Here is a 15870-nt window from a genome sequence, read left to right as displayed (position 1 = left end):
CGTTCTTTTCTCTCTTTTCCTTTTTATTAGAACACAAATGTTCAACACTCTACTAAAGCAGGCTTACTTGAAGAATGTGTTCCTCATCCTTTACACTGTTCTGTAGTGATATAAAACCCGGATGCAAAGGAGAAAGGGGAGAGCATTCATGAAGATTTTTGAAGAACCGGATTTGCTCGGCATCTACTGCGAACGGCGCGACAAAGGACATGCCGAGGAATACGCGTTTGAAATCACACAGAAATACATGTTCAATTTCTTTATGAGCAGCATGAATCGGCTTTTCTCAGCCGATAAAATGGAAATACCCGAAAGCATGCCGCCTGACGAGAAAGCCCGGCTGCAGTATCTCAAGAAATCATCGGACAAAGAGAAGCTCGAACTTATCCGTCGCTGGTACGAAGATTACAGAGACAGCGTATACTCATCCGCTAACTCCTTTGAGCGGGCATACCAGCACCGCAACTCACTCATCCGGCAACCAGAAGAAGAGTAAGCGAAAAGGATATGGGCAAAAAAGCCTCACCCCCGGTTGAATTTTATCGAAACGGAGAGGTGAGGCTTCTTCACTTATTGCTTACTGTTTAATAAGTTCAAGTGCAACCGGAATGTTTTTTTCCACTTTCTCGCCGGCGACTACTTTCTTCGCCACTTCGATGGCCTGCTTACCGATTAATTCCGGTTTCTGTGCCACGGTTGCGCCCATGCGTCCGTCTTTTACCGCGGCTACCGCATCGTCAGTTGCATCAAAACCTACAACCACAACATCTTTAAGCCCTGCTGATTGGATGGCTTTCAGCGCGCCTAAGGCCATCTCATCGTTATGCGCAAATACGGCTTTGATGTCTTTGTTGCTCTGCAGGATATTTTCCATAACGCTCATGCCTTTTGCACGGTCGAAATCAGCCGGCTGCTTGGCTACGATTTTAACGTTTTTCTCTTTATCCATGATTTCATGGAAGCCTTTGCCGCGCTCCCGTGCCGCGGAAGAGCCCGGAATACCTTCCAGCTCAACGACATTGCCCTGCTTACCAATCTTTTCAAGCAGGTATTCGGCAGCCATTTTACCACCTGCTTCGTTATCCGATGCAACATGGGACACCACTTCGCCGCCTTCTGCGCTTCTATCTACCGTAATAACCGGAATATTGGCCCGGTTCGCGGATTCGATTGCGGATACAACCGCTGCGGAATCGGTCGGATTCACCAGCAGTACGTCTACCTGACGCTGGACTAAGTCTTCAATGCCGGAGATTTGTTTTGCCGGATCATCCTGCGCGTCAACTGTAATAAGCTTCATATTGTTTTCTTTCGCTGCTTTCTCCGCGCCTTCTTTCAGCGTAACGAAGAACGGATTGCTTTGTGTAGAAATAGCCAGACCAACCGTAATCTCTTCTTTCTTCGCACCTGTTTCTTTATCGCCTGTGCCCGGCGCCTGCGTCGTGCAGCCGACCAGCATAGACAAACCAAGCATACTTACGGCAAGACCTTTAAGTAACTTTCTCATTATTGTATCCCCCTTGAATATATGGATTATGCCGCCTTCTTGCGATCAAGCAGAACAGCGAGCAGAATAACCGATCCTTTGACAACCTGCTGATAGAACGAAGATACTTCCAGCAAATTAAGCCCGTTGTTTAACACACCGATAATCATCGCTCCGACGAGCGTACCGAAAATCCAGCCGCGTCCTCCGGATAGGCTTGTTCCGCCAAGTACCACTGCGGCGATGGCGTCCAACTCGTACCCCATCCCGGCATTCGCCTGCGCCGAGTTTAAGCGCGAAGTGAGGATGATGCCTGCCAGCGCGGACAGGAATCCGGTCAACGCATAAATATATACTTTTACACGATCGACTTTAATACCTGACAGAATTGCCGCTTCTTCATTGCCCCCGATTGCATAGACGCGACGGCCGAATGCCGTTTTCTTCAGGATGAAATACAAAACGGCGAAGCAGCCGAGCATCCAGAGCACCGGAACCGGAATAACGAACAAGTAGCCCGCACCCAGCATCGTAAACATGTCGCTGTCAAAGCCGGTAATGGGACGTCCTTCTGTATATACGAGCGTCAATCCGCGGAAAATCGTCATCGTCGCAAGCGTCGCGATGAATGGCGCCACTTTTCCTTTTGCGACCAGTAAACCGTTTACCATTCCCATTATGGTTCCGGCCAATAATCCTACAAGAGTCGCAAGAACCGCATCCATGCCGCTTGCCATCAGTCCGGCCGTCAACGCTCCGGCCAGTGCCAGAATCGCACCCACGGACAGGTCAATCCCGCCGGTCAGGATGACAAACGTCATTCCGAATGCGATCAGCGCATTAATCGATACCTGACGCAGTACATTCAAAATATTGTTCAGTGTCAAAAAGTCGGGGCTCATTACCGCAAGAATAATTGAAATAACAACAAGTCCGATAAATGGCCCCAGTTTCTGAAGATTAAGTGAGAAAGATTTCTTGTCTGCCATGTTACTTTCCTCCGGTGGCCGCATGCATAATCTTTTCCTGCGTGGCCTGTGTTTTGTCCATCACCGCCGCCAGTTTCCCCTCATGCATGACCAGGATACGGTCGCTCATGCCGAGAATCTCCGGCAACTCCGACGAAATCATAAGAATTGTGACTCCTTCGGCCGTGAGTTGATTCATGATGTTGTAGATTTCTTTCTTGGCACCGATATCGACACCGCGCGTCGGCTCATCAAGAATGAGCACCTTCGGCTTGATACCCAACCACTTGCCGAAAACGACTTTCTGCTGATTGCCGCCGCTCAGCGATTTTACCGTCTGTTCACTGCTGCTTGTCTTGATATTTAAACGCTCAATCATATCACGTACAAGCTGCGCTTCTTTGGCAGGCGATATGATACCGTTCTTCGATAACGCCTCAAGATTGGTCAGCGCAATGTTTTCCCGTACAGAAAGTTCCAGCACCAATCCCTGGCTTTTCCGATCTTCCGTAACGAATGCGATACCGTGTGCAATAGCATCATCCGGTTTGCGGATACGGATTTCTTCCCCATCAAGAAAAACTTTGCCGCTTGTCTTACCTTCTATACCAAACAGCGTGCGGGCAATCTCCGTACGGCCCGAGCCCATCAGGCCGGCGATCCCCAGTACTTCGCCGCGCCGGGCAGAAAAACTAATATCTGAAATCACCTTGCCATCGCTTATATTTTCGACGCGCAGCCGTTCTTCACCAATCTGCACACTGCGCTCCGGGAACCTGTCGCCCAACTGTCGGCCCACCATCATGCGCACGATTGTTTCCAGATCCGTCTCTTTAATTATTTCTGTGCCGACAAACATGCCGTCCCGCAGTACCGAGATCCGATCGCAAATGGCAAAGATTTCCTCCATCCGGTGCGAGACGTAGACGATTCCTACTCCCCGGGCGCGCAGACCCTTCATTACCTTGAACAGTGCCTCAATCTCTCTGTCTGTCAGTGCAGCAGTAGGCTCGTCCATAATCAGCACTTCCGCGTTCAATGACAGAGCACGGGCAATCTCAATCATTTGCTGCTGGCCGATCGAAAGCGTCCCTGCTTCCGTATCCGGGTCAAGATGCACACCCAGCTGTGCCAAGTACTCCCTGGTTTTCTTCTTCATCTCACGCGTACGAAGAATGCCGGTCCTGCCGTAACACAAATCACGGCCCAGAAACATATTTTCCATTACAGTCAGCTGCGGGATGATATTCAGCTCCTGGTGAATCACCGCAATTCCCATCTGCTCCGCTTCCTTCGGATGATTCATTTCTACTTCCTGGCCGCGAACCCGAATCGTCCCCGCATCTTTCGGATAGATGCCGGTCAGAATCTTCATGAGGGTTGATTTGCCCGCGCCGTTCTCACCCATCAGCGCATGAATTTCGCCCTTTTTCAATGAAAACGAAACATTTTTCAGCACGTTCACTTTTCCGAACGACTTGCTAATACCTGTCATTTCAATTAGCGTGCTCATATATGTCACACCCTTTTGCTTAGAAAATCACGCCGGACGAAAGAATAATATTCGCATATGGCGTAGCTTCACCCGTCCGGATGACAGCTTTTGCCTGCCCGGTCAATCGCTTAAATTCTTCATGGGACACATAGGACAGTGCCGTACCGGACAGCATCTCCTTTACCTGCCGTTCCACTGCCGCATTATGCGTCCGAATCTCGCTGGCCAGCACCGCCGCTTCTACCTGCATTTCTTCAAGAATGATCTCAAGTGTCTCGATAAACGACGGCAGACCCGGCTTTAGCGCCAAATCAATACGCGGCACACCGTCCGGAATCGGTAATCCGCAGTCTCCGATGACGATGGTATCCGTATGTCCCAATCTGGCGATAACCGCCGTGATTTCGCTGTTTAACGTTCCTATCTTCTTCATATTGCCGCTCCCCTGCTGTCTTATTCTCCTGTCTGTGCCAGGAATGCTTCCACCTGCTCATGCGACGGCATGCCGCCCTGGGCACCAAACTTTGTTACAGACAGTGCGCTTGCTGCGACTGCATACTGTACCGCCTCGGAAAGCGTTCGGCCACGACCAATCATCACCGCAAGCGCTGCGTTGAATGTATCGCCGGCACCGGTCGTATCGACGACTTCTACCTTATATCCAGGTTGATGTGCCACACGTTTTTCCCCATCACTGTAATACGCTCCGTCGCCGCCTTTTGTCATGACAAGCGTACCAGGGTATGCTTCGATCAATGACCGGAAGTCTTCCGTTTCTTCCGGATGCTTACCCAGCAAAACGGCCAATTCATATTCATTCGGCGTCAAAATTGTAATCTCTCGCAGTATATCTGCCTGCAATTCAACCGCCGGCGCCGGATTCACGATAACCGGTACATGATGGCGGCTTGCGATACGCACCGTTTCCGCTACCGTTTCAAGCGGAATCTCCAATTGAAGCAGAACTGCATCCGCTTCCCGAATCATCTGCTCGGCTCGGCGCACCTTCTCTACAGTCACCTCATGATTTGCGCCAGGCACCACAATAATCGAATTATCCCCGTTCTCCACCACGATGGAAGCGATGCCCGTCGCCACATGTGGAACCGGTTCCACATCATCCACGCAAACACCTTCCCGCCGCAAATTCTCTATTAACTCTGTACCGAAGCCATCATCGCCGACACAGCCAACCATGCGCACCTCTGCACCGAGCCGGGCGCAGGCTACCGCCTGATTAGCGCCTTTGCCGCCCGGCAATGTAGAAAATCTGTTTCCAAGCACTGTCTCTCCCAGTGTGGGCACACGCGGCGTCTCCGTTATCAGGTCCATATTAATACTTCCGACTACCACGATTTTCGGTCGCTTCATCCCTTACACCTTCCTTGTCGTTCCACGTTCAATAAGCTGTACGTCCAATTCATAATACAGCGTATCAAGCGGCTGTTTCTCAATCATCTTAATCAGCATTCGGGCAGCCAGTGCTCCCATGTCATAAATTGGCTGCGCCATTGTCGTCAGCTCCGGATATACAACTTCACCCATTGTGATGCCATCATAGCCTACAATCGCCAGCTTATCCGGTATGGAGATACCGAGTATTTGCGCTGCCCGCAACGCTCCGATGGCCATCATATCGTTTCCGGCAAAGATTCCGTCGATATCCGGATACTTCTTCAGCAGTGCCAGCGTTGCGTCCGTCGCCTGCTTCATCTCATAGTTTCCCGCGACAACAAGTCCTGGATGAAACCAATCCGTCTGCTCAACGATATCAAGATAGCCTTGGCAACGCTCATCCGCATTCAACAGCTGTGCCGGACCGCGCAGGTGCGCAATCTTGCGGCAGCCCTGCGCAAGCAAAAAACGGGTTGCCTCCCTTGCCCCTTCACGGTTCTTAGACGTTACCATAGGAATCGTATCAGACGTAAGCGCCCTGTCCAGTACTACTACCGGCACTCCGAACTTATGCACTTCGTCCGCCGTTAGCGCCGTAGAAGCAAGAATAACTCCGTCAATATATCTTTGTTTCAGCACTTCAACATACTGCTTTTCTTTCTCTACACTTTCGTCAGAATTCCCTAAGATGGTTGTATAGCCATATAACTGCATTACATCTTCCACCGCACGGGCCAACTCCGGAAAAAACGGATTTGTAATATCGGGAACCATCAGGCCGATTGTACTTGTTTTCTTGTTGGATAAACTGCGTGCCACAAAGTTCGGCGTATAGCTCAATTCTTTAATTGCCCGCAGCACTTTACGTTCTGTCTCTTCGTGCACATAACCGCTTCGGTTTAATACACGCGATACTGTCGCTACAGATACGCCCGCAAGCTTTGACACATCCCTAATGGTAGCCATTCGTTTCTTCCTTCCTTACTATCCCATTATGCGTAATCGGTTACACATAATTTTAAAAAATCATTGGAAACAAATAATTATACGATAGGTAACCGGTTACATACTCTGTTCAACACATACTATAAAGGCAGAGCTTGTAATTTGTCAATCCTATTTTATTAAATGTGTTTTACTTTTTTTCATACCACTTTGATACAAATGCCGCCCGATTGGAAAATACCTCCCGTTCATACTCCTGAATAGCGCCGACAATACGTGCCGCTTCCGCAGCCATGCAGCGAAGAGCACGCACTATCTCGCCCCGAACATTGCGTCTGCTTTCTTCATGAAGTGACAGATATGGCTCCAGTGTACCGAAAGCGTCTTCAGCAATTAATCGGATGATGCGTTCTTTAAGCGCATACGGGGTGATAAGCGCATACGGCAGCAGCAGGTCCAGCCGAAACAAGAGATAACGGCATTCATCATAGATTTCGTTGTCAAGAGTGCGTTCCTCATATCCCGTCCGTATCTTTTCTTTCAAAGTGAACAGCATACGTGTTAATTCTCGCTCATCCGGCCCTTCTTCTACCATACTCTCTGTTTCAAGAACCTGACGCTCCCGATGAAACAAACGCATCCACCATGCCGTCTTCACCTTTCCCTGCTCTCCCTTCATCCACAAATTTCCTGTTGTATAGTAGTATGTCATCATTTATCTCTATTCATTCCGATTCTTCTTTTTCCCTATCCAATCGCAAATCTGATGAAAAGAAATGGGTACACGCAGCAAGACATACGCGCCGACCACATAAGAAAATGCAAACTTAAATCCATGGCTCAACAGTGCCACGATGTAAGCATCCTGAAAGCGAATTCCAAGCGCCGCCAGCGTGAAGCTCATCACACTTTCATATGTGCCCACCCCGCCCGGCGTGAAATGAAACACCTGCCCGGCAATTGTCATGCTGTTGGCCCATACGCCTTGCACAAATGAAAGTTCCAGATTAATTGCGCGAATGACCCCAACTACCACCCACGCTTCCAGCAGCCAGCTTACGAAAGTGGTTCCGATAACCAAAATACCCCCAGACCCCGCAAGACCGCTCTGCAACAGTCTCAAATGTTTTTCCCAAAATGCGTACGGCTTTGTACGCAGCCACATATATACCGCGCCGCAGCCAGCAACACTTGCCGCCAGAAAAAACCAGAAAAAAGCAGTAGACAGCGCAAGACCAAGTGCTAGCATACCGGTCGCCGCTATGGCACCCAATACGAGCATATCAAGCAGGCGCAGCACGACGACTGAATGCGCAGCTTCATCCCAGGTAATCGCCTGCCGTGTCGCAATATAGCCAATGCGCACCGCGTCACCCACCTTTATCGGCAGTATATGGTTTAAAAACAGACTGTAAAACAATCCGTGCATACAATCCGCAAACGAAACGCGCCTCTGCAAATACGTCCGCCAAGCCCAGGCACGCAGTGCAAAGGCACTTATATACATGGCCGTCATCCATATGAGCCAGCCGGGACGCGCCAGCAGGGTCGCACTCTGACGTCGGATAAGCGACCAGTCAAACACATACAGCGTTAGCGCAAGAAACGCGCCCAGCAGCAAGGCGCGAACTATCCAAATTCCTATCAGTTTTATCTGCAATTCAAAAATCATCCTCCTTTTTGCGTATGAACCATGTGCTTTTTGTGCTTATTTAAAAATTTGTCGAAGAAATACGGTTGTCAAATGCAGTAAAATAGAAAATAATAATAACCATGTATCAAAAATGACTGCATGAAAAACTAAGAAAAGGCGGTTTTTTATGAAGTTCGATCAAAAGCTATCACGCAGAATTGAAGAGCTAAAGGTGCTGCTGGCGCTGACGGCCGCGGAGCATAACTTCGACTTTCAGCATCCTAGCGTATTATACGTAAGCCAGAAGCTGGACCAGCTTATTATAAAAGCGATGCGAAGACAAGAGAATTTCGCTCCCGTCCTGTGACCTCTCCCCCGAATCGGCGCAGGCGCGCCGTAAACGATTGTGATGAATCCGGAAAAGAAGGCCCTTCGAAGCTCTTGCGAAGCGCCTTCTTTTCTTATGCATAGTATACAAAATAGTGGGATAGGCAGCCAATGTATGAATACCAGCGCTTCTCATAAGTCAGGGAAATGAGCGGTTTTAATATGCTGCATTCCACAGCATACCGTACCATTCACAGTCGTAAGCTCTATCATCCCACCATCAACCCTCTTCAATACCCCTACCTTATTGGGGTGTTGTCCAATATCAAATACTACCAGGCTGCCTTCCAGCTTCTTCAACTGCAAATCAAACGAGCGCGCCGGTGTCACATTCGACGGATGAAGCGGAAACAGATGCGAGTCCAGCGAATACGGGGTTTTATTATCGCTATAAGGGATTAACCATTTTAGATGGAAGAACGGAATAAACATTGTCTTATATACAGGGGAATAAAATACGAAATAATCGGAAAGCACACCGGTTACATATCCGTGCAGCGATTGGTTTCCCGTCACATAAATTTCGATAAACAAACCCTTAGCGTTATTTAGGATTTTACGGAAAGAAATCTCATTCTCATGGTTAATCAATCCGACGTTCGGACTCTGCATGCTTTCTTCCGTCTGCGGCATCAGCAAGTTGACGTATTGGATATGGGTTACCGGAAGATATATAAACTGAGTCATTGTATTAAGAACGAGAATATCATTACCCACATCTAGCAATTTCCCTTCGTGTTTCTTCTCACCCGACAGTTCTACGCAGACAAACTGTCCGATATATTGGTGAAGAAAACCCATCCTTCTTCTCTCCTTTTAAAAAAATAGCCACTTTGTCCACACATATAAACCGAATAAGCTGACAACCAATCCAACAGGCACAGCCACCAGCGCCGCTTTTACATACTGGCCAAACGTAAACGGAATCTTGTTCTCTCGCAGAATAAACATCCAGAGCAAAGAGGCAAGTGTGCCTATCGGCAGTAACAAGGCTCCAATATCACTTCCAATAACATTAGCGAGGTAGGCGACCTGGAGCGTAGGAGAAGCCAGCTGCATTTCAGTAATCGATATCGTTCCAATCATGACAGACGGAAGGTTATTGCACAGGTTGGACATAACCGTAAGCAGAAGGCCCGGAATAAACACGGCGGCCCAGTGGCTTTCTGCGATGGGAGCTTTAAACGCCTCTACAATAAATGAAGTCATGCCAGTGTTGTACAATCCGTATACCACCACATACATGCCGAAAGCGAACACAAGAATGTGCCACGGCGTCCGCTTCAGCACATCATAAGGCCCTATCCTTTTGTAATACCAGCGGACGGCGATTAAGAGAACAGCCCCCGCCAATGCCGGCCATTCGGTCGAGATATGCAGCGGAGCCAGCGCAAAGAAGCTTATCCGAATCAAAACTACGAGCGTCAGGCAGACACGGAACATATTCCAATCGATTTCCTGCACTTCGTGCTTTTCTACAGCTAACGGATGATACCTCTCCCTCATCGTCCTATTGGAATAATAGACGGTCATCTGAGTGATGGACGCCTGTGTAAGAAGCGGAATGCGACGGGGAATGCTTCGTTTGAAATATAAGAACAGGACGATGAGCATCGCGCCAATCCCCAGCATGGAAGGGACGAACATCATGGCGATATACTGATTCAGATCCAGATTGACGATGTTAAGTGCGATTAAATTGGCCAGGTTGCTTACGCCTATCGGTGCGCTCGAACCGGTTGCCACCAGGACACCCGACAATAGGTACGGAATTTTTTGATGGGATTTAAGGTTAAGAATGGTGAGGGTCTGAATGATTATCGGCGTCGCAATGAGGATACTTCCGTCATTGTTGAAGAACATTGTCATCAAGAAACAAAGTAAGTTTGTATACCAAAAAAGAGCGAGCCCGGAGCCGTTCGCTTTTTTGGCTAAATTAAACGCCGCCCAGCGGAAAAAACCAACACTCTCCATCACGATAGACATAATGATGGTAGACAGAATGGTCACCGCGGCTCCACTTACGGTGGCGGCGATATAATATACGTCCTGCAGCGGAACAACTCCCGCCACAAATAATACAACAGCTCCGGCTGCGGCAGGTACGGATTCGTTAACTCCGAACGGCCGCCAAATAATAACAAAGACGGTGGCGAAGAATATGCACAACACAAACCATGTCTGCATATCAAACATGTGTTTTCGCCCCGTCATCAGGCGACTTGCCGCGCAAAGGACGCGGTCTTACTACCGCAAGTAACTTTATTCTCCTTTTGGCGGTCTTTTCCACGGGAGGTTTAAGCAATAGATAGAGGAAATAGCCCGCAGATAGAAGGAACAAGCTGACCAGCATACGTTTTCCTCCCCTACTTATACTAATAGGAACGATGTTTTCTATGTTTTATGAAATAACTCGTCCGTGTACCTTTCCAGAAAGCCAGGCTTTGTTTTTTGACTGCTTGGCTTTTTTGCTTCCTTTTGTATTCGTGTTCGTGCTCCCCCTTTTTTTCTTTCGATTTCCATATTCGTCAGATAAAGTGCCAACGAATGGGGCACGGACAGGCGGGATACGGACAGATGATGGACGATTTTTTGTCGCTTTTCGTTTATTTCTTTTAACATTCGTACATGCGGGCAGTGTTCGTTTTTTGGATCGCGTAGCATTTCGTGGAAACGGCAGAACCGACGGCATCTGCGTTTTCGGTTGGGTCAGTGGTTCAAATTCTGCAATATACAGTTCATTTTCCGATTCCGGATTTTCCGCAGCTTTCGCTTCTTTTCCTCTGTCCCCTTCTCTCTTCCCATCTACCTCCTCATCGACTTCTTCATCTGCTATTTCTAGACTTACATTAATAATTCTTGAATCCTGATCCATTTCCATATCATCGTCATCTTCTTCAAAAGCTAGATCCGCTTCCTCGTCCTGCGCTACAATTCTTGCTTCCGTGATATCGTCCTCCTGCACGTATGCTTGCACCTCCACTTTATTCTCCTGAGTCTCTATCTGTTCTTCAATTTCGTAGTTCTGAGCCTCCGTGTAATCTTCTTGCTCCTGCATGCGGGTTTCCTCTGGTGCCACTTCCGAACGAGCTTCAACTGCACGAGTGTCAACTGCGTCTCCAACATTTACGACCGCCGGCGCCGTGTCGGCAACTTCCGGCTTTTCCTCGTTTTCGTTTTCATTTGCGTCTGCTCTTTCGTTTACGCAGCTAATGTGGTGGATTCCATTGGCGAATAAAATAATTACCTCGTGCTCATGGACCAGCAGCATATCATCCTGACGGATGCCGGCCATAATACCGCGGATATCCTCTTCTCCGCAGTTGATCCGCACGTATCGGTGCGCAAGCCGTTTAATGAGTTCTTTGAATTTCGGTTCATTAATGTAAGGAGTGTGTGTTCCCCTCTGTTTTTGGTTAGGATGGGGCGTATCTTTTACGTTAATCGTAATGCTTCTGACTTGCTCTGATTTGTAGTAGATGTGTTCACCCTCATTATTCTCAATCACTACATAGTCTTCCTTCACATCCAGCAGACGCCCATGTGCAGGACCTTCATCTAACTTATTAATCCAAATCACATTGCCAATCCAATAGTGAAGCGGAGATTTCGTTTCCCTTCCGTCCATCTTTTTATTCCTCCGTTTCCAGAGCATGCCTCTACTTACGCGCTTTTACGCACCAAGCATCATTATGCTATTTACCGCCTAACAGTGAAGAGGCTAAGAAGCCCAGATATACGAGTTGACGCAAGCATATATCCGGGCATTGTTTTTATCACGCTCTCGTGTTGAAATAATAACCTCTTCTCCCGTTGCTACTGTCGTCATCATCGTCATCATCATGTTCTCTATACCGAACATGCCTGATTTGATCGCTTTCTTTCTTATGGTTTTCTGTTTTGTTATTTTCTTTTTCTCCCTTTGCTTTGTCTTCTTTTTCTCCCTTTGCTTTGTCTTCTTTTTCATCCTTTGCTTTCTCTTCTTTTTTTCCAGCGCCGACACTAATGCTGCGAATATGATATTTAAAGATAACGACGATTTCATTGTTTACGATAAGCAGAACACGGTCCGGGAAGACGTCGCCCAACACACCTTCTATTTTCTCTGGGCCTCCGCGATTGATTTGAACCCAACGATACTGCAGTGATGACAGTAATTCGCAAAAACAAGTAGCATCAACAAATGCCGGCATATCACCGCTATCCTCTCCGCCCAAATCAGAATTTTCCCGGGCGTCTATCCCAATGCTTTTGATATGGTGCCGCTTATAATAGATTACGCCTTCTTTTTCCTCATACACGACCAAATGGTCTTCCTTCATTCCGAGCAAACGACCTGTTCTCGATTCCGGACCTCCTCGATCGATACGTATGTTTCTGCCGATCAACGATGCAAGATTATGGTTCTCTTCCATTAGGCTTCCTCCCTAATCATTGAATTGATTATCATTGATATATATATACGTATGCTCGGACAGCCAAGGTATAGGGAATCCGCCTGATTTGCGCGGAATTCCGCGTTTACCTACCCGTGATATTCATGAAGAAGGGCGCTCCTCTATGGAGCGCCCTGGCATTTTTACTCTTTGCCTAATCGCATATCCCCCGCATTCTCCATCTCGGAAGCGTTGCGCACCTCAACGGACGGTGACGGTTTGGCCGGTTTATCCGCATCACCAAGATACGGGGTATCCTCCACATGCCGGTGACCCAGAGGTTTCTGATGGCTATAGCGGCGGAACTTGTTTTCGCCCATGTCATTTCCCTCCTTTACTGTTTAGCTCATACGGTTGTATTTTTTGTCATGTCAGACCTCCCTATACTTTTCCGATTTATTCGCTCTTCTGCTTAGTGAAACGCAGGAATTTACGGTGTTTTCCCGAAATAATTACATAGTTGAACTCACACGCGTAAATGCGCCTGATAATGAAATAAAGTATGCCAAATCTCTGCGCGGTACGAACTGGTGGGATTTAGAAGGGTATGGAGACTACGACGCGGATGATGAAAAGGTAAGAGATTGGTAAGCGGTTTGTGTTAAAATAAAATAATATCATTACATTTAGTTTAAGAAAGGATACAAATACGTGATTCGCCCTTTGCTTAAAACCGTTATTACGCTGCTGCCGCAAAACGCAATCTCCCGCCTAATCGGGCGTGCGGGACGTTCAAAGGTAAGCAAGCGTTTTATTAAACCGTATATTTCTATTTTTAATATTAATACGGATGAGATCGAGCAACCACTCTCAAGCTATCCTCACCTGACAGCATTCTTCACAAGGAATTTAAAAGCAGGAGCGCGTCCGATTTGCTCTCTTTCCGATGCGCTGGTCAGCCCCGTGGATGGAAAAGTGGCCCAGTTCGGTCCCATTCGCCGCGGTACGCTCATTCAGGCAAAAAACATTGAGTACACGGTTGAGCAATTGCTGGGGTGCCCGAAAGAAAACGCCGAGAAGTTTGAAGGCGGAACATTTCTGACCATCTACTTAAGTCCTCGTGATTACCATCGCATTCACATGCCATTGGATGGAGAATTGACGCACTTCACCTATATTCCCGGCCGGCTGTTTCCGGTCAATGCCATCGGCGTTCACCATGTGCCCGGCCTATTTACAAAAAACGAGCGTCTCATTACGTACGCTCGCACCCCTGCAGGTGAGATGGCTATTGTAAAAGTCGGTGCTTTTATCGTCGGCAGTGTCAAGGTTGGTTATGGAGAGCATACGACTAATGTAAAAAAAGGAAAAATGTATTCCCTTGATCTGCCTGAAATGCCGCGCTACCGGAAAGGAGAAGAAATCGGTCTGTTCGAATTCGGCTCCACGGTTATTTTACTGTTTGAAAAAGACAGGATTTTACTTGATGAACACATTCAAGAAGGCACCTATCTCAAATATGGAGGGCGGATTGGTACTGTCCTCTCCCCAAGACCATAAAAAAACGAGGCATCTGCCTCGTTTTTTTATGAGGATTCTGCCTGCAGGCGAAGGTGGCGACCGTAGCTACGCATAACCCAGAGATGGACCAAAGCCTGAGTTATGCTATATAAAAGCCAGGGAAGCTTCGGAATGAACTCATGAATGGCTACGATAACATATTTTCTATTTAGCACCTCCCTGAACTCCAGTCTTCCCCGGCGCCGCGTATTGTCAGCATGCGCGAGAAATCCGCCGGTAATGTAATATAATACACGATCCGGCGTACTTCGCTCCGCTGAGTACTTCAGCTCAAGCAGTGGTTTTTTCATGCCGTTCAACAGAAACTGCAGGCGTCCATCCTTGTATTCACGGACAATAATAAACGGTTTTAAATAGCACGGCAGCCATTGTGCGTAGTCTTTGCCTGTCCAGGCCGCATCCCAGCCTTTCGGCAGGATTAGCCGCTGTACGGAACGAACATTGTTGATCGATTTCTTCCTTTTCTTTATACCGAAAGAATGATTCTGCCTCCGTCTCTGTTCCTTCCCCCGCTTCCGCTCCTCTTCCAGTGCGATACGAACAGCCTTCTCAAATGTAAGGCCAGGAACTCCAACCTCCTCCTGCAGCCACCTGTTTTTTGCTCCCAGTGAATACCTAAGACTCCCAATCAAAGGTTTCACCATCTTTAGCGACACGCCGGTCGTAAGCGTCATCCATAAGCCCGACAGCATAGGCGCGAAAAAGGGAACCGGATACAGACGACGTTTCTTTCCCATCACCCTGGCTGTATGCAGAATCATTTCACTGTATGTCATCATGTCCGGTCCACCGATATCGATCGATTGTTGATACGTGTCCTTGCGTCCGATGCACGCAGCCAACAGCTCTACTACATCCTGCAGCGCAATCGGATGTGTCGTAGACGACATCCAGCCCGGACAAATCATTACGGGCAGACGTCGAATCAAGCGGGGAATGATACAAAACGACGAACCGTTCGCACCGACCACAATCCCTGCGCGCAGCACCGTTACCGGTACACCGTGCGAACGCAGCACCTCTTCCACTTCCAACCGACTATGCAGGTGGCTTGCCAGCCCTTCCGTCTGCTCAGGAATCAATCCGCCCAGATATATAATTTGTTTGATTCCCGCTTTTTTCGCGGCACGCGCAAAATTATCCGCCAAAATCAAATCCATATCCTGAAATTTTCCTTGCGTCAGGCGAGCGGACGGCACCATCGAATGAACAAGATAGAACGCATAATCCGCTCCCTTTAGTCCTTTCTCGACTTCTAATAGAGAAAACAAATCCGCCCGTCTCCATTCCGGGTTGGGTCGGCCCCCTGAATCTGGCTCGCCTTTTTTCCGCTCGCTCCTCGTCAATCCAACCACATGATAATTAGGCAGCAGGCGCTTCAGCAGCGCTTTTCCGACAAATCCAGTAGCCCCTGCAATCGCCACGGTAGGTCGTCGGTCTTGCTGTCTTGCTTTCATAATAAGCCCCCTTTCGCGGACTCTTTTTTAATTGTATAAATCATTTTGGAAAGTATACAAGGGCCTTTCCTAACAAGCAACCATGGCCTTGCAGCCGCAACCCCGACATGAAAATGAGAGGTAAGGCGGCTGACTTTTGCGGTACGA

General features: G+C 48.2%; 17 protein-coding genes. 3 read left to right on the top strand and 14 right to left on the bottom strand.

What is annotated here, in order from left to right; genetic code table 11:
- The first annotated feature begins 148 nt into the window (after positions 1-148).
- Positions 149-496 (top strand): hypothetical protein, encoded by a 348-nt coding sequence (locus B2899_RS08505; RefSeq protein WP_146807977.1) that lies wholly within the window; start codon positions 149-151, stop codon positions 494-496.
- 81 nt (positions 497-577) lie between these two features.
- Here the strand turns inward: B2899_RS08505 and rbsB are convergent, their stop codons facing one another.
- From rbsB to B2899_RS08465, 8 genes are all read right to left on the bottom strand, one after another.
- Positions 578-1507, bottom strand: a complete 930-nt coding sequence (rbsB, locus tag B2899_RS08500) for a ribose ABC transporter substrate-binding protein RbsB (RefSeq protein ID WP_146807976.1) — start codon at positions 1505-1507, stop codon at positions 578-580.
- A 26-nt stretch (positions 1508-1533) separates the two neighbouring features.
- Positions 1534-2475: an ABC transporter permease subunit gene (locus B2899_RS08495; RefSeq protein ID WP_286885066.1), complete on the bottom strand. Its 942-nt coding sequence runs from the start codon at positions 2473-2475 to the stop codon at positions 1534-1536.
- A gap of 1 nt (position 2476) precedes the next feature.
- Complete coding sequence (locus tag B2899_RS08490; RefSeq protein WP_146807974.1) at positions 2477-3967, bottom strand: sugar ABC transporter ATP-binding protein; 1491 nt, start codon at positions 3965-3967, stop codon at positions 2477-2479.
- Positions 3968-3986: 19 nt separating this feature from the next.
- Complete coding sequence (gene rbsD, locus B2899_RS08485; RefSeq protein WP_146807973.1) at positions 3987-4382, bottom strand: D-ribose pyranase; 396 nt, start codon at positions 4380-4382, stop codon at positions 3987-3989.
- A gap of 20 nt (positions 4383-4402) precedes the next feature.
- A complete protein-coding gene (gene rbsK, locus B2899_RS08480; protein WP_286885061.1) occupies positions 4403-5320 on the bottom strand; it encodes a ribokinase in 918 nt (305 codons plus the stop codon).
- A gap of 3 nt (positions 5321-5323) precedes the next feature.
- Entirely contained in the window at positions 5324-6310 is a 987-nt protein-coding gene (locus B2899_RS08475) for a LacI family DNA-binding transcriptional regulator (protein ID WP_146807971.1), read from the bottom strand.
- 169 nt (positions 6311-6479) lie between these two features.
- A complete protein-coding gene (locus B2899_RS08470) occupies positions 6480-6968 on the bottom strand; it encodes a hypothetical protein (RefSeq protein ID WP_286885058.1) in 489 nt (162 codons plus the stop codon).
- 42 nt (positions 6969-7010) lie between these two features.
- Complete coding sequence (locus tag B2899_RS08465) at positions 7011-7949, bottom strand: lysylphosphatidylglycerol synthase transmembrane domain-containing protein (RefSeq protein WP_286885056.1); 939 nt, start codon at positions 7947-7949, stop codon at positions 7011-7013.
- 160 nt (positions 7950-8109) lie between these two features.
- Here B2899_RS08465 and B2899_RS08460 point away from each other — a divergent pair, with 160 nt between their 5' ends.
- Positions 8110-8289: an aspartyl-phosphate phosphatase Spo0E family protein gene (locus B2899_RS08460; RefSeq protein ID WP_146807968.1), complete on the top strand. Its 180-nt coding sequence runs from the start codon at positions 8110-8112 to the stop codon at positions 8287-8289.
- Between the two features lie 152 nt (positions 8290-8441).
- On the opposite strand, the gene B2899_RS08455 is transcribed toward B2899_RS08460, so the two are convergent.
- From B2899_RS08455 to B2899_RS08435, 5 genes are all read right to left on the bottom strand, one after another.
- Positions 8442-9110 (bottom strand): DUF2642 domain-containing protein, encoded by a 669-nt coding sequence (locus B2899_RS08455; protein WP_286885053.1) that lies wholly within the window; start codon positions 9108-9110, stop codon positions 8442-8444.
- 15 nt (positions 9111-9125) lie between these two features.
- On the bottom strand, positions 9126-10505 hold the full coding sequence (locus B2899_RS08450; protein WP_146807966.1) for an arsenic transporter: 1380 nt from the start codon (positions 10503-10505) through the stop codon (positions 9126-9128).
- A gap of 205 nt (positions 10506-10710) precedes the next feature.
- The gene (locus B2899_RS08445; RefSeq protein WP_286885050.1) at positions 10711-11937 is read right to left on the bottom strand and encodes a hypothetical protein; all 1227 of its coding nucleotides are present in this window, start codon (positions 11935-11937) and stop codon (positions 10711-10713) included.
- Between the two features lie 148 nt (positions 11938-12085).
- A complete protein-coding gene (locus tag B2899_RS08440) occupies positions 12086-12724 on the bottom strand; it encodes a hypothetical protein (protein ID WP_286885048.1) in 639 nt (212 codons plus the stop codon).
- A gap of 164 nt (positions 12725-12888) precedes the next feature.
- Positions 12889-13065 carry a hypothetical protein gene (locus B2899_RS08435; protein WP_286885046.1) on the bottom strand — a complete coding sequence of 59 codons (177 nt, stop codon included), beginning with the start codon at positions 13063-13065 and terminating at the stop codon, positions 12889-12891.
- A 331-nt stretch (positions 13066-13396) separates the two neighbouring features.
- On the opposite strand from B2899_RS08435, the gene asd reads away from it, so the two are divergent.
- Positions 13397-14245 (top strand): archaetidylserine decarboxylase, encoded by an 849-nt coding sequence (gene asd / locus B2899_RS08430; RefSeq protein WP_146807963.1) that lies wholly within the window; start codon positions 13397-13399, stop codon positions 14243-14245.
- Positions 14246-14271: 26 nt separating this feature from the next.
- On the opposite strand, the gene B2899_RS08425 is transcribed toward asd, so the two are convergent.
- Entirely contained in the window at positions 14272-15723 is a 1452-nt protein-coding gene (locus B2899_RS08425) for an NAD(P)H-binding protein (RefSeq protein ID WP_146807962.1), read from the bottom strand.
- Positions 15724-15870 lie beyond the last annotated feature (147 nt).

Origin of the sequence: Aneurinibacillus sp. UBA3580 (assembly GCF_002375825.1) — a bacterium.
GTDB classification, from domain to species: domain Bacteria; phylum Bacillota; class Bacilli; order Aneurinibacillales; family Aneurinibacillaceae; genus Aneurinibacillus; species Aneurinibacillus danicus.
The sequence above is the reverse complement of the archived record's forward strand: the minus strand, read 5'-3'. Positions and strand labels throughout refer to the sequence as shown.

What these genes read in the sequence shown, in the direction of transcription:
- B2899_RS08505 (WP_146807977.1), top strand. Translation starts at nt 149, where the DNA reads ATGAAGATTTTTGAAGAACCGGATTTGCTCGGCATCTACTGCGAACGG.
- rbsB (WP_146807976.1), bottom strand. Translation starts at nt 1,507, where the DNA reads ATGAGAAAGTTACTTAAAGGTCTTGCCGTAAGTATGCTTGGTTTGTCT.
- B2899_RS08495 (WP_286885066.1), bottom strand. Translation starts at nt 2,475, where the DNA reads ATGGCAGACAAGAAATCTTTCTCACTTAATCTTCAGAAACTGGGGCCA.
- B2899_RS08490 (WP_146807974.1), bottom strand. Translation starts at nt 3,967, where the DNA reads ATGAGCACGCTAATTGAAATGACAGGTATTAGCAAGTCGTTCGGAAAA.
- rbsD (WP_146807973.1), bottom strand. Translation starts at nt 4,382, where the DNA reads ATGAAGAAGATAGGAACGTTAAACAGCGAAATCACGGCGGTTATCGCC.
- rbsK (WP_286885061.1), bottom strand. Translation starts at nt 5,320, where the DNA reads ATGAAGCGACCGAAAATCGTGGTAGTCGGAAGTATTAATATGGACCTG.
- B2899_RS08475 (WP_146807971.1), bottom strand. Translation starts at nt 6,310, where the DNA reads ATGGCTACCATTAGGGATGTGTCAAAGCTTGCGGGCGTATCTGTAGCG.
- B2899_RS08470 (WP_286885058.1), bottom strand. Translation starts at nt 6,968, where the DNA reads ATGAAGGGAGAGCAGGGAAAGGTGAAGACGGCATGGTGGATGCGTTTG.
- B2899_RS08460 (WP_146807968.1), top strand. Translation starts at nt 8,110, where the DNA reads ATGAAGTTCGATCAAAAGCTATCACGCAGAATTGAAGAGCTAAAGGTG.
- B2899_RS08455 (WP_286885053.1), bottom strand. Translation starts at nt 9,110, where the DNA reads ATGGGTTTTCTTCACCAATATATCGGACAGTTTGTCTGCGTAGAACTG.
- B2899_RS08450 (WP_146807966.1), bottom strand. Translation starts at nt 10,505, where the DNA reads ATGTTTGATATGCAGACATGGTTTGTGTTGTGCATATTCTTCGCCACC.
- B2899_RS08445 (WP_286885050.1), bottom strand. Translation starts at nt 11,937, where the DNA reads ATGGACGGAAGGGAAACGAAATCTCCGCTTCACTATTGGATTGGCAAT.
- B2899_RS08440 (WP_286885048.1), bottom strand. Translation starts at nt 12,724, where the DNA reads ATGGAAGAGAACCATAATCTTGCATCGTTGATCGGCAGAAACATACGT.
- B2899_RS08435 (WP_286885046.1), bottom strand. Translation starts at nt 13,065, where the DNA reads ATGGGCGAAAACAAGTTCCGCCGCTATAGCCATCAGAAACCTCTGGGT.
- B2899_RS08425 (WP_146807962.1), bottom strand. Translation starts at nt 15,723, where the DNA reads ATGAAAGCAAGACAGCAAGACCGACGACCTACCGTGGCGATTGCAGGG.